An 11,994-nucleotide genomic window follows, 5' to 3' on the forward strand; every position below is an offset into this window, starting at 1 on the left:
ATGCCCCGGCCGCAACCGGTGGCCTTTGAGGCCATACATCCGGGTATGGGAGCTTGGTGGGAGCCCGAACGCAATCTCTTCGTAATCGATGAGCGTTGACATGGGAGCAAGCGTTTGCATTAATTGCTGCACCCCGGAACGACAAGCCGGACCCCCGCCGAAGGGACCTCGTGTGCCAGCCACCATCCGGGACGTCGCGCGAGCCTCCGGAGTGCACATTTCCACCGTCTCGCGGGCGTTCTCCGCACCGCATCTGGTCAACCCGGAGACCCGCAGCCGGGTGCTGGCCTGCGCCGAGCGGCTCGGCTACCGACCCAACCGGGCGGCCCGCGCGCTGATCACCGGCCGGACCCACAACGTCGGCCTGATCGTCGCCGACATCGCCAACCCGTTCTTCCCGCCGCTGATCAAGGCCGCCGAGAGTCAGGCCCGACACCGCGACTACCACGTCTTCGTCGCCGACACCAACGAGGACCCGGCCGCCGAGGAGGAACTGGTGCACGCGTTGGCCAAGCAGGTCGACGGCGTGCTGCTGTGCAGTCCTCGAATGAGCAACAGCCTGATCGAGCAACTCAGCCGCGAGGTGCCGCTGGTGCTGATCAACCGGCAGGTGGCCGGCCTGCCGGCGGTGATGATGGACAACGGCCAGGGCGCCCGGTCCGCGATCGACCACCTGCTCGCCCTGGGCCACCGGGACCTCGCCCTGCTCGGCGGACCGCGCGGCTCCTGGACCAACCGCGAGATCCGCCGCTCCGCCGTGGCGGCCGCCCGCGCCGGCGGCGCCGACCTCACCGTGCTCGGCCCCAACCCGCCCACCGAGTCCGGCGGCAGCGCCCTGGCCGAACAGGTCCACCGGTGCGGCGCCACCGCCGTGCTCGCCTACAACGACCTGATGGCGATCGGCCTGATCGAAGGGCTCGACGCGCTCGGGATCCGGGTGCCGCAGGACGTCAGCGTCGTCGGCATCGACGACATCGCGTTGAGCCGGCTGACCCGGCCCAAACTGACGACGGTGGCCACCCCGGCCGCGGCCGCCGGCCGCACCGCCGTCGACATGCTGCTGCAACGGGACGCCACCACCCGGGCCGGCCGCGGCGCGGGCCGGGGCGGTCCCGGCGACGACCGTCGCACCACCGCACAGGTCATGCTCCAGACCGAATTGGTCATCCGCGACTCCACCGGGCCCGGCCCGGCGGTCGAATCCCACCGGGCCGCAGCCGGCGGTCCGGACCGGCAGCGCACCACGCCGACCGCGAACGCGGTCGTCGCCCCCTGAGCCCCTCAAGGAGTGAGCGCACATGCACCTTCCGATGCCCGAGCCGGTGCGACCGCGGGCGGCGGCGCCGTACCGCACCGTGCCGTCCCGCCGTCGGCTGCTGGGTGGCCTGGTGGCCGCCCTGGTCGCCGTGCCGTTGACGTTCGCCGCCGCGGGCTGCGGCAACGACAAGGCGAGCGACGACCCGAACGCGCCGGTCAAGATCTCGGTCTTCTGGTGGGGCGGCGACGCCCGGGCGAAACTGACCGAGCAGGCATTGGCCCTCTACACGAAGAAGCACCCGAACGTCACGTTCGAGAAGACGTGGCAGGCCAACCAGGGCTACTTCGACAAGCTCGCCACCCTCACCGCCGGTGGCAACCCGCCGGACATCTTCCAGATCGACGACAACTACCTGACCGAGTACGCCACCCGCAACACCACCCTGGACATGATGCCGTACACCGAGAACGGCAAGCTCAACGTGGACAAGTTCCCCAAGAGCCTGCTGCTGTACGGGGTGGTCGACGGCAAGCTCGCCGGCGTCGCCTCGGGCGAGAACACCCAGGGCCTGGTCTACGACAAGACCCTGCTGCGCAAGGCCGGCGTACCCGAGCCGACCACCGGGATGAGCTGGGAGCAGCACATCGCCTGGGCCCAGCAGGTCACCGAGAAGGCCAAGGTGCCGGGCACCCAGGACCCCAGCGCCGACTACAAGGCGTTCTGGGTGTGGCTGCGCCAGCAGGGCAAGGACCTCTACGAGGGCAAGAAGCTCGGCTTCACCGCCGAGGACGTGACCAAGTGGTTCGAGCTGTGGAAGGGCGCCCGCGACCGCAAGGCCACCCCCACCGCGGACGAGATCCACGCCGGTAACCAGACCGACATCACCAAGCAGCTCGTGGTCACCGGCAAGGCCGCCACCAGCTGGGTGTGGGCCAACCAGCTACCGGAACTGGCCAAGAACACCAAGTCCGAACTCGGGGTGGTGGCGTACCCGGGTGACCCGAGCGCCCAGTGGGCCCGCGCCTCGATGTACTACTCGGTGTTCCGGGGCAGCAAGCACAAGGACGTCGCGGTCGACGTGATCAACTTCCTGGCCAACGACGTCGAGGCGGGCAAGGCGCTCGGCACCGACCGGGGCCTGCCGTCCAACACCGACGTCCGGCAGGCCGTCACCGACGGCATCTCCGACCCGAACATGAAGCTGTCCATCCAGGTCGAGAACGAGCTGTCCGCCAAGTTCGGCCCGGCACCCCAGGTGCCGCTCAAGGGCCACAGCAAGGTCAAGGCGGAACTGATCAAGGCGGCCGAGAACGTGCAGTTCGGCCGCGCCACGCCGGCCAAGGCCGCCGAGCAGTTCATCACCACCTGCTCGGCCGCGATCGCCTGACCGCCGTGTCCCGTACGTCCGAAGGAGGAGACCGTTCGTGGCGTTGACCACGGCGTCCGGACCGGTCCCGCGCGCCACCGCACCCGCCCGGACCGCCGCCCCCCGGCGGCGGCCCGGAGCGGGCCGGCGCGACGGCCCGGCCGGGTACGTCTTCCTGTCCCCCTGGCTGATCGGCCTGATGGGCATCACGGCCATCCCGATGCTGCTCTCGCTCTACCTGAGCTTCACCAACTACGACGTGCTCACCCCGCTGTCCGAGGTCGAGTGGGTCGGGCTGGCGAACTACCGCCGGATGTTCACCGCCGACCCGTCGTACTGGCACTCGGTGCGGGTCACCGCGACGTTCGCGCTGGTCGCCGTACCGTTGAAGCTGGCCGCGGCGCTCGGCGTGGCGCTGCTGCTCAACCGCGCCTGGCGCGGCGTCGGATTGTTCCGTGGGCTGTTCTACCTGCCGTCGCTGCTGGGCGGCAGCGTGGCGCTGAGCATCGTGTGGCGCACCATGTTCAGCGGCGACGGCTCGGTGAACTCGCTGCTCGCGATCTTCGGCATCACCGGCGAGCCCTGGGTGAACGACCCCGACTGGGCCCTGCAGACCCTGATGGTGCTGGCGATCTGGCAGTTCGGCGCACCCATGGTGATCTTCCTGGCCGGGCTGAAGCAGGTGCCGACCGAACTCTACGAGGCCGCCGCCGTGGACGGCGCCGGCGCGTGGCGGCGGTTCTTCCACATCACCCTGCCGATGCTCTCCCCGGTCATCTTCTTCAACCTGGTGCTGGAGACCATCCACGGGTTCCAGGGCTTCACCGCCGCGTTCGTGCTCAGCAACGGCACCGGCGGACCGGTCGACTCGACCCTGATGTACACGCTGAACCTCTACATCAAGGGCTTCACCGACCTGGAGATGGGCTACGCCTCGGCCATGGCGTGGGTGTTCCTGCTGGCGATCGGCCTGGTCACGGCGGTGCTGTTCAGCACCGGCCGGTTCTGGGTGCACTACTCGGACGGAGCGGACCGATGACGGCGGCGAGCGTGGCGACCGGCCACCGGCGGGGCATCGGCCGGCAGGCCGTCCGGCTGGTGATCCTGCTGGCCATCCTGGCCGTGGTGCTCTACCCGCTGATCTGGATGCTCGGCACGTCGGTCAAGTCGCCGCAGGAGATCGTCAACAACACCGGGCTGCTGCCGGACGCGTTCACCCCGTCGAACTACACCGACGGGTGGCGCAACTTCGACGTCGGCTTCGGCCGGTTCTTCGTCAACAGCGCCCTGGTCAGCCTGCTGGTGGTGGTCGGCAACGCGCTGTCCTGCCTGCTGGCCGCGTACGCCTTCGCCCGGCTGCGGTTCCGGTTGCGCCGGTTCTGGTTCGCCATCATGATCGGCACCCTGCTGCTGCCCGGGCACGTACTCATCGTGCCGCAGTACATCCTGTTCCGGACCCTGGGCGTGGTCGGCGGCGACTGGCCGTACCTGCCGCTGGTGCTGCCGCACTTCCTGGCCACCGAGGCGTTCTTCGTCTTCCTCATGGTCCAGTTCATGCGCGGCATTCCGGCCGAACTGGACGAGGCCGCGAAGATCGACGGCGCCAGCGCGTACGGCATCTTCCGGTACGTCATCCTGCCGCTGAGCCGACCCGCGCTGGTCACCACAGCCATCTTCTCGTTCATCTGGACCTGGAACGACTTCTTCCGGCAGTTGGTCTACCTGTCCCAACTGCCGGACTACACGGTGCCGGTGGCGCTGACCCTGTTCATCGACTCGACCAGCCAGAGCGCCGTCGGACCGATGTTCGCCATGTCGGTGCTGTCCCTGCTGCCGGTGTTCCTCTTCTTCGTCGCGTTCCAGCGGATGCTCGTCGAGGGCATCAACACCAGCGGCCTGAAGGGCTGACCGCGATGTCCGTCGACGCTGGAGTCCAGCCGACCGTTCGCCGGGACTGGCGGGACCTTGCCCGGGACGCCGCCGACCTCGCGCTGCTCGGCATCCTGGCCACCCTCGCCGCGCTGCCGGTGCTGACCGCCGGCGCGGCGTTCGGCACCGCCAGCGCCGCCGTGCACGACTGGGCCACCGACGGAAACTGGCCACCGGTACGCCGTACCGTCGAGCGGTTCCGCCGGGGCCTGTTGCCCGGCGCGGTGGTGGGCCCGCTGGTGCTGGCCGGCGTGGTGGCGCTGGTGGCCGACCTGGTCGCGCTGGCCCGCGGCGCGGTGCCGGGCGGGCCGCCCCTGCTCGTCGTCACCGCGACGGTCGCGGCGGCCCTGGTCGGCTACCTCGGCCTGGTCGTGGTCGGGGTCGGCGGTAGTGACGGGCGCGGCTGGCGGGCCGCGGCCCGCGCGGCGGCCACCGACTGCACCGCCCGACCCGCCGGCTGGGCGGCCACCACCGGCGTCGGCGCCCTGGTCGTCCTGATCGGCCTGCTGATCACCCCGGCCGCGGTGCCGATCCTGCTCGGCTACGCGCTGGCCGCGCTGCACGCCGTCTCCCGCCGGTTCGGCGTGGGGGAGGCCCGGTGAACGGCCCGGCTCGGGTGGCGCTGATCGGCGCGAACGGCCACGGCCTGCACCACCGGCGCAACCTGACCCGGCTCGCGGCGCAGGGGGTCGTCGAACCGGTCGCCCTGTGCGACGTACGACCGGTCGAGGAACCGGGCGACGTGCCGGTCTTCACCGATCACCGGGCGCTGCTGGCGGAGACCCGACCGGACGTGGTGATCGTCTGCACGCCGCCGCACACCCACCTGGAGATCGCCCTCGACGCGGTCGCCGCCGGTGCGGACCTGCTGCTGGAGAAGCCGCCGGTGTCGTCGCTCGTTGAGCACGACGTGCTGCTGGCCGCATTGGATGAACACGGGCGGGCCGGGCAGGTGGGTTTCCAGGCGCTCGGCTCGGCCGCCCTGCCCGACCTGGTGGCGGCGGCACGCCACGCCGCTCCGGCCTCCGTCGGTGTCGCGGCGTTCGGGTCGTGGTGGCGGCCGGACAGCTACTGGCGGCGGTCGCCGTGGGCCGGGCGGCGCCGGATCGACGGGCGGTTCGTCGCCGACGGCGCGCTGGCCAACCCGTTCGCGCACGCGGTGATGCAGTCCCTCGCGGTCGCCGAGGCCGGCCTGGGCTGGCCGGCCGGCCCGGTCACCGTCGAGCTGGAGTGGTATCGCACCCGGGACATCGAGGTCGAGGACACCGCCTGTCTGCGGCTCACCGACCGGGCCGGCACGACAGTGCTGGTGGCGGTGACCCTGTGCGCGGTGCCGTTCGTCCGCGGCGAGATCCACGCCGGCGGCGCGGTACTCGAATACCCCACCGACCGACTGCGTTCGCCCGGCGCCGCCGACTTCCGGCCGCCCGCCGGCCGGGTCGACCTGCTGGAGAACCTGATCGCGCACCGGGCCACCGGCGTGCCGCTGGTCGCGCCGCTGGCCCGGACCCGGCCGCTCACCGCGCTGCTGGAGGTGCTGGCCGCCGCGCCCGCCCCGGCGGCGATCCCGGCCGGCTTCCTGGTGCCGCACCCGGACGGCGACGGCCTGGCGCTCGCCGGCGTCGACACCACCCTGCGTACGGTCGTGGAGACCGGCGCCCTGCCGTCCGAACTGGACATCCCCTGGGCCGTGCCGCCCTACCGGACGGTCCTCGACCTGCGACAGAAGGAGTCCTCAGATGCGTAAACTCGCCTTCGCCGACGTGGTCGGCGGCGCGATACCGGCCGGCCGGCTGGTCGACCGGGGTGGCTTCCGCCGGTACGACGAGCCCGGCTTCCGCACCCACGACGAGCCCGGCACGCACACCCACACCGTGCCCGAGGTGTTCTGCATCTACCAGGGCAGCGGCACCATCGAGATCAACGGCGCGGCGGCCGACCGGTTCACCGCCGGGGACGTGCTGCTGATCGAGCCGGGCGAGGACCACCACCTGATCAGCGACGGCGACGTGCCGTTGGTCTTCACCTGGATGCACCTGCAGGAGTGACGGCCGCTCAGCCGTCCCCGGGTTCCCGGCAGCCGGGTGGGCGGAACGCGGCCACGAGGGCGGCGACCCTGGCCGCCCGTTCCGGGTCGGCGAGGTCGTCCGAGAGTTCGTTGTGCTCCCACATCAGCAGGCCGAGCTGTCCGCGCGAGATGACGTAGTGGTTGCGGGCGTTCCCGCCGGACCCGTCCGGGCTGATCAGGTACGTGCCCTCGGGGGTACGCACGATCAGCGCGGGACCCAGTGACGGCTCCTTGGTCAGTAGGCGCACGGCGTCCACAAGATCGGTCATCTCCGGGGTCGGGCGGCGGTCAGAACTCATCGGCATGGTCTTCGCTCCAGCTTCGAGGCGTGGATACGGGAAGTCGGGCTGCCGCCGTCGACACCCCGGTCACGTGTTCCGCGTCGGTCTGACGTCGGCGACAATGTGGAGCGTGCCGATGACAGTCCGCCATCGCTACACCCGGAGGTGTGGGCGATGATCGCTATACCTGCGGGTATACCGGCCGCCGACAGCGGGGGCATAGTGGGAACCGTAAGAGCCCGACACCGTGCTATCCGGCGACGAGTTGCCGCCAGCCCGAAGATTGAGCGTCCTGTCGTGATGCTGCCGCGCGTTGAGGACCACCCGCATTGATCGAGACGCCGTCGGAGATGCTCGACCGGCCCGAGATCAGACGCGCACTCCAGGCCGGTGACTGGTCGACGGTGCTCCAGGTCCTCGTCCGGGAAACCGGGGCGTCGCAGACCGACATCGCGGTAGCGGTTGGCATCTCCCAGCCGCACGTCTCCCGGCTGGTCAACGGCCGGAGCAGGGAGCCGGGCATCCGAACAGTGCGAGCCCTCTGCGACGGCCTGGGTATTTCCCGCGCGCTCGCGGGCTTGCTCGACGACCGGGAGGACGCCACGAACCGCCGCCAACTCCTGACCGGCGCCGCCGCCTCGGGGCTCGCCCTGATCGGCACCGTCGACGGTGCCGTCCCGACCGAGTCGCACGACGACGAGCGGCTGCTGACGATTCCGTCCGCCACCTACCGGCGACTGGAACAGCGTCTCCCGTCCCGCAGCCTCATCGCGCCGGTCGGCGCGCACCTGGCCCTCGTCCGACAACTCGCCACGAGCACCGGACACTCGCCCGCGCACACCCGACGGCTGTACGCGGTGCTGAGTGAGACGGCGGGCCTGGCCGCGTGGCTGTACGTCGACGTGGAGGATCGCGCCAACGCCCGACGTCACTACCTGCTCGCCGTACGGGCGGCCGAGCGGTCCGGCCATCCGCTCCTGCCCGCGTACATGCAGGCGAGCATGGGTCAGCACGCGGCGAACTGCGGCGACGCCACCGACAGCGTCCGGCTGGTCGCGGATGCCCGCCGCCGGCTGCCTCGGTCCGCTCCCGCCATCGCCTCGATCTGGATGGACGCCGTCGAGTCCCTGGCGCTCGCACAGCTCAGGGACCGAAGCGCTCTCGCAAGGCTGGATCACGCCGAGGCGAGGCTTGGCCGAGCCGCCTACGACGAGCCGGTCTGGCCGTGGATCTTCAGATTCGACGAGCGGAAGATCGCCGCAGTCCGGGTGCAGGTGGCGGCGAAGCTCGGCCGAGCGGACGTGGCCGGGCGAGCGCTGCGAGTGGTGGACCCGAATCAGGCACCGAAGCCCCGGGCGGTTACGGACGTTCTGCGGGCCGAAGTCCTCGCGCAGGCCGGCGACGTCGACGAGGCGTGTCGGGTCGCTGCGCAGGCCCTCGACGTCGGTCGGGCGTACGACTCGGAACGGGTGATCCGAGCCGTGGCCACCTTCCGCACCACCCTCGGGTCCCGACGGTCCACCCGTGCGGTGGCGGAGTTGGACGAGCGCCTGCACTCCAGATACCGGGAGGAGTCCTGACGACGATAGCGGTAACGGGTCATCGTGGGCTGCCGCCGGAGGTGGCCGCACTGGTCGTCGCCGGCATCGACGCTGAACTGAGCAGGCTCGTCCCGTCGGGGGAGGGCCTCGTCGGACTCTCCTGCCTGGCGGACGGGGCCGATCAGTTGTTCGCTGCGGCCGTCCTCGATCGCGGCGGGCTTCTGGAGGTGATCGCGCCCGCGCAGGAGTACCGGGACGGGCTGCCCGACGCCGACAAGCCCCGGTATGACGAACTGCTCAGCCGTGCCCGGGCGGTGCATCGCTGCGCCCATCGCGAGTCGACGGCCGAGGCTCACATGGACGCCAGCCGCGTCATGGTGGATCGAGCTGACCACCTCATCGCCGTGTGGAACGGCGAGCCGGCACGCGCGTACGGCGGGACGGCGGACGTTGTGGAATACGCGCGGGACAAGGGCGTTCCAGTCTCGGTGGTATGGCCACCTGGCGCGTACCGCGAGTGACAGTCGATCGCACCGGAGACCTACGGGGACGTACTGCTGGTAACGCCCGACTGGCAGGGTCGCGTAATCCAACTGTCTTGTATTCGCGTTCATGGCTCGTCCGCTATCACGGTGAGTCACACGGAGCATGGTGCTGGCGGCGAGATCTGCATCCACGATCTTCGTCTGATGACGCGGCGGGCGATCTGGATGCCGTACTGACCGTGAGGGCTGATAATTGCTCGGTCATGGCTGAGGGCCAACTGGTCGCGGTTCGGCGCAGACTTCCAGAAGGAACGCGGGTCCAGGAAACGGTCATCGAGGTTCCCGCGGGTGTCGGCCGAGCGGGTAGGACGGGGCAGGACATGGACCAAGGCACCCGCGACGAGATGCTCGGCCGCTTGGCTGAGGCAGTCGGGTCCGTCACAGTCGCCCACCCGACGCGGGTTGCCATCGACGGACCGCCCGCCGCAGGCAAAAACCACCCTCGCCGACGAGCTGGCCGTCGTCTTGCGCACACAGGGCCGCGACGTCATCCGCGCGACAATCGACGATTTCCTCTTTCCCCGGGCACAGCGCTACCCGCGCGGCGAGTACTCGGCCGAAGGCTGCTACTTCGACACCCACGACTACGATGCCCTGAACCAATTTCTGCTCGATCCGCTCGGCTTAGGCGGAGATCGACGCTTCCAACACGCGGTCTACGACCGCACAGCGGACACCGCGCTGTCCCCACCGGTCATGACTGCCCCCGCCGACGCCGTGCTGGTCTTCGACGGCGTCTTCCTCATGCGCCCGGAGCTGATTGACCGGTGGGACCTGCGCATCTTCGTGTCGACCGCGCTCGAGACGACCGTGGATCGTGCCGTGATCCGAGAGCGCCGGGTGTCATCTCGGGCCGAACTCGAACGGCGCTGGCGCGAGCGTTACATCCCCTCCCAACAGTTCTACTTCGCTACGGTCCGCCCGACCGATCACGACGGCAACCAGGTCAGCTCGGCGTGACGCTGAGTAGCGCGCGGATCGCGGCATGACAGGGCGTATAGCGCACCCGCTCATGATCCATAATGGCTAGCGTGCAAACCGTCCCCACCGGCGCCACACCCAGTCAGACTGTTCGCCGACGCCTGCGCTCGCTGGCTGCCCTGGAACTCATGAACATCCCACTGCAAGGCGGGGTATGGTTCGGCCTTGTCGGGCTACCGGCTACGGCAACCAACCTGGTCGGCTTCGGCCTGTTTGCGCTATTACTTATCGAGGGCGCCGCGTACTGGGTAGCCAAACGGCATCAGATGAGCGTTCGCCGACGCCACATTCCGGCTTTGGCTGCCTTTCGCGCGGCCCGCATCGTCAACCCGCTGTTCCTGGCCGCTGGCCTCGTGGCCACTGGATACGTCGCGGCGACGGATCCAGGGCGCACCTCCTGGCCAGGACTGGCCTTTGCGCTGTTCGCGGTCCTGGAGCATGTCAACTACTTCTACGTCCAGCTCATGCATGACACGCTCGCGGACCTGCGCCGACTACGGTCGGTCGGTCTGCGTGTCTCTCACCTCGCCCGCGACATCGCGCGGGCCGCGTCCAGTACATCTGTGCGATGACGACCTGACGTCACTTCTTTCCGGCCTACCCGCCGATGCCGAGTCGGGTCTTCTGAATCTTGCCGAGGGCGTTGCGGGGTAACTGGTCGACCAGGTGGACCCGTCGGGGCCGCTTGTGCGCCGCCAGCATCCGCGCCACGAAGTCGATCAGCTCGGCCGCCGTCACCCCGTCGCCCACCACGTACGCGGTCACCTGCTGGCCCAGGTCGTCGTGCGGGGTGCCGACCACCGCGGCCTCCCGGACGCCCGGGTGGGCCAGCAGCGCCTCCTCGACCTCGCCGGCGCCGATCCGGTACCCGCCGCTCTTGATCAGGTCGGTGGAGGCGCGGCCCACGATCCGGTGCCGGCCGTCCGGCCCGATCGTCGCGATGTCGCCGGTGCGGAACCAGCCGTCGTCGTACCGGCTCGCCGCGTCCGCGTCCGGCCGGTTCAGATAGCCGCCGAACAGGGTCGGCCCGCGGACCAGCAGCTCGCCCATCGCGACCCCGTCGGCGGGCACCGGCCCGCCGTGCTCGTCCACCAGCCGGGTCTCGACGCCGGGCAACGGCACGCCGACGGTGCCCGCCGCGCGCGGCCCGTCGGCCCGGGCGCTCACCGTGATCAGGGTTTCCGTCATCCCGTACCGCTCGACGACCTGGTGCGACGTGAGCCGGCGCAGGCCGTCGAAGACCGCGCCCGGCAGCGCCGCGCTGCCGGAGACCAGCAGCCGGGCGGTGCGTAACGCCCGGGCGGCGGCCGGTTCGGCGGCGATCCGGGACCACACGGTCGGAACGCCGAAGTAGAGCGTGCCGCCGGCGGCGGCGTAGGCCGCCGGCCGCGGCCGTCCTACGTGGTCGATCCGGCCGCCGACCCGCAACGGTCCGAGCGTGCCCAGCACGAGACCGTGTACGTGGTGCAGCGGCAACCCGTGCACGAGCAGGTCGTCCGGGGTCCACGCCCACGCCTCGGCGAGCCCGTCCAGACACGCGGCGATCGCCCGCCGGCTGATCAGTGCTCCCTTGGGCAGGCCGGTGGTGCCGCTGGTGTAGAGGATCAACGCCGGGTCCCCGGCGTCCGGCTCCGGTGGCCGGCTCGCCGAACGCCGGTCCAGGCTCGTCGGCACGGCGGGCAGGTCGGCCCAGTCGGCGGGCCGGCCGTCCGGGGTGAGCAGCGCCGCCGCCGCGCAGTCGCGCAGGATGTGGTCGCGTTCCATCGGCCCGGCGTCCGGCGGCACGGGCACCACGGTGACCCCGGCCAGCAGCGCGCCGACCACGCCGACCACGGTCTCCAGCGAGGCGGTCGCCTCGACGGCCACCCGGTCGAGACCGCGCACCTCGTCGGCGACGGCCGCCGCGCTGGCCAGCAGCCGGTCGCCGGACACCGCCCGTCCGGCGACCCTGATCGCGTCCGGACGCTCGTCCGGCGTCTCGGTCAACGCCGCCAGCAATGTCATGTTCCACCCTCCGGACCGCAC

12 protein-coding genes and 1 pseudogene are annotated in these 11,994 nt (G+C 70.8%); 11 read left to right on the forward strand and 2 right to left on the reverse strand.

Annotated elements, in window-relative coordinates:
* Positions 1-172: 172 nt before the first annotated feature.
* From ACFOX0_RS22405 to ACFOX0_RS22435, 7 genes are read left to right on the forward strand one after another with little or no spacing between them, the layout of a single operon-like run.
* Entirely contained in the window at positions 173-1,276 is a 1,104-nt protein-coding gene (locus ACFOX0_RS22405) for a LacI family DNA-binding transcriptional regulator (protein WP_377549270.1), read from the forward strand.
* Between the two features lie 22 nt (positions 1,277-1,298).
* The gene (locus tag ACFOX0_RS22410; protein ID WP_377549272.1) at positions 1,299-2,645 is read left to right on the forward strand and encodes an ABC transporter substrate-binding protein; all 1,347 of its coding nucleotides are present in this window, start codon (positions 1,299-1,301) and stop codon (positions 2,643-2,645) included.
* A 37-nt stretch (positions 2,646-2,682) separates the two neighbouring features.
* On the forward strand, positions 2,683-3,663 hold the full coding sequence (locus tag ACFOX0_RS22415; RefSeq protein ID WP_377549274.1) for a carbohydrate ABC transporter permease: 981 nt from the start codon (positions 2,683-2,685) through the stop codon (positions 3,661-3,663).
* Positions 3,660-4,532: a carbohydrate ABC transporter permease gene (locus ACFOX0_RS22420; RefSeq protein WP_377549276.1), complete on the forward strand. Its 873-nt coding sequence runs from the start codon at positions 3,660-3,662 to the stop codon at positions 4,530-4,532. Before ACFOX0_RS22415 ends, ACFOX0_RS22420 begins: the two co-directional genes overlap by 4 nt.
* Before the next feature lie 5 nt (positions 4,533-4,537).
* The gene (locus ACFOX0_RS22425) at positions 4,538-5,155 is read left to right on the forward strand and encodes a hypothetical protein (RefSeq protein WP_377549278.1); all 618 of its coding nucleotides are present in this window, start codon (positions 4,538-4,540) and stop codon (positions 5,153-5,155) included.
* Positions 5,152-6,300 (forward strand): Gfo/Idh/MocA family protein, encoded by a 1,149-nt coding sequence (locus tag ACFOX0_RS22430; RefSeq protein ID WP_377549280.1) that lies wholly within the window; start codon positions 5,152-5,154, stop codon positions 6,298-6,300. Before ACFOX0_RS22425 ends, ACFOX0_RS22430 begins: the two co-directional genes overlap by 4 nt.
* A complete protein-coding gene (locus ACFOX0_RS22435; RefSeq protein ID WP_377549282.1) occupies positions 6,293-6,601 on the forward strand; it encodes a cupin domain-containing protein in 309 nt (102 codons plus the stop codon). Before ACFOX0_RS22430 ends, ACFOX0_RS22435 begins: the two co-directional genes overlap by 8 nt.
* 7 nt (positions 6,602-6,608) lie before the next feature.
* Here ACFOX0_RS22435 and ACFOX0_RS22440 read toward each other — a convergent pair whose 3' ends face one another.
* Positions 6,609-6,920 (reverse strand): hypothetical protein, encoded by a 312-nt coding sequence (locus ACFOX0_RS22440; protein WP_377549284.1) that lies wholly within the window; start codon positions 6,918-6,920, stop codon positions 6,609-6,611.
* A 311-nt stretch (positions 6,921-7,231) separates the two neighbouring features.
* Between ACFOX0_RS22440 and ACFOX0_RS22445 the strand changes: the two genes are divergently transcribed.
* From ACFOX0_RS22445 to ACFOX0_RS22460, 4 genes and pseudogenes are all read left to right on the forward strand, one after another.
* Positions 7,232-8,482, forward strand: coding sequence for a helix-turn-helix domain-containing protein (locus ACFOX0_RS22445; RefSeq protein ID WP_377549286.1), 1,251 nt, complete (start codon positions 7,232-7,234; stop codon positions 8,480-8,482).
* Between the two features lie 41 nt (positions 8,483-8,523).
* On the forward strand, positions 8,524-8,964 hold the full coding sequence (locus ACFOX0_RS22450) for a hypothetical protein (protein ID WP_377549288.1): 441 nt from the start codon (positions 8,524-8,526) through the stop codon (positions 8,962-8,964).
* A gap of 344 nt (positions 8,965-9,308) precedes the next feature.
* Positions 9,309-9,948: pseudogene (locus ACFOX0_RS22455) on the forward strand (cytidylate kinase family protein).
* A gap of 71 nt (positions 9,949-10,019) precedes the next feature.
* Positions 10,020-10,541 (forward strand): hypothetical protein, encoded by a 522-nt coding sequence (locus tag ACFOX0_RS22460; RefSeq protein ID WP_377549290.1) that lies wholly within the window; start codon positions 10,020-10,022, stop codon positions 10,539-10,541.
* Between the two features lie 25 nt (positions 10,542-10,566).
* Here the strand turns inward: ACFOX0_RS22460 and ACFOX0_RS22465 are convergent, their stop codons facing one another.
* Positions 10,567-11,973 carry an acyl-CoA synthetase gene (locus ACFOX0_RS22465; protein ID WP_377549292.1) on the reverse strand — a complete coding sequence of 469 codons (1,407 nt, stop codon included), beginning with the start codon at positions 11,971-11,973 and terminating at the stop codon, positions 10,567-10,569.
* Positions 11,974-11,994 lie beyond the last annotated feature (21 nt).

Source organism: Micromonospora zhanjiangensis (assembly GCF_042650605.1).
Lineage (GTDB): Bacteria > Actinomycetota > Actinomycetes > Mycobacteriales > Micromonosporaceae > Micromonospora_J > Micromonospora_J zhanjiangensis.

Excerpts from the sequence above, each read along its gene's own strand:
- ACFOX0_RS22465 (WP_377549292.1), bottom strand. The coding sequence starts at position 11,973 with ATGACATTGCTGGCGGCGTTGACCGAGACGCCGGACGAGCGTCCGGAC.
- ACFOX0_RS22420 (WP_377549276.1), top strand. The coding sequence starts at position 3,660 with ATGACGGCGGCGAGCGTGGCGACCGGCCACCGGCGGGGCATCGGCCGG.
- ACFOX0_RS22435 (WP_377549282.1), top strand. The coding sequence starts at position 6,293 with ATGCGTAAACTCGCCTTCGCCGACGTGGTCGGCGGCGCGATACCGGCC.
- ACFOX0_RS22440 (WP_377549284.1), bottom strand. The coding sequence starts at position 6,920 with ATGAGTTCTGACCGCCGCCCGACCCCGGAGATGACCGATCTTGTGGAC.
- ACFOX0_RS22425 (WP_377549278.1), top strand. The coding sequence starts at position 4,538 with ATGTCCGTCGACGCTGGAGTCCAGCCGACCGTTCGCCGGGACTGGCGG.
- ACFOX0_RS22410 (WP_377549272.1), top strand. The coding sequence starts at position 1,299 with ATGCACCTTCCGATGCCCGAGCCGGTGCGACCGCGGGCGGCGGCGCCG.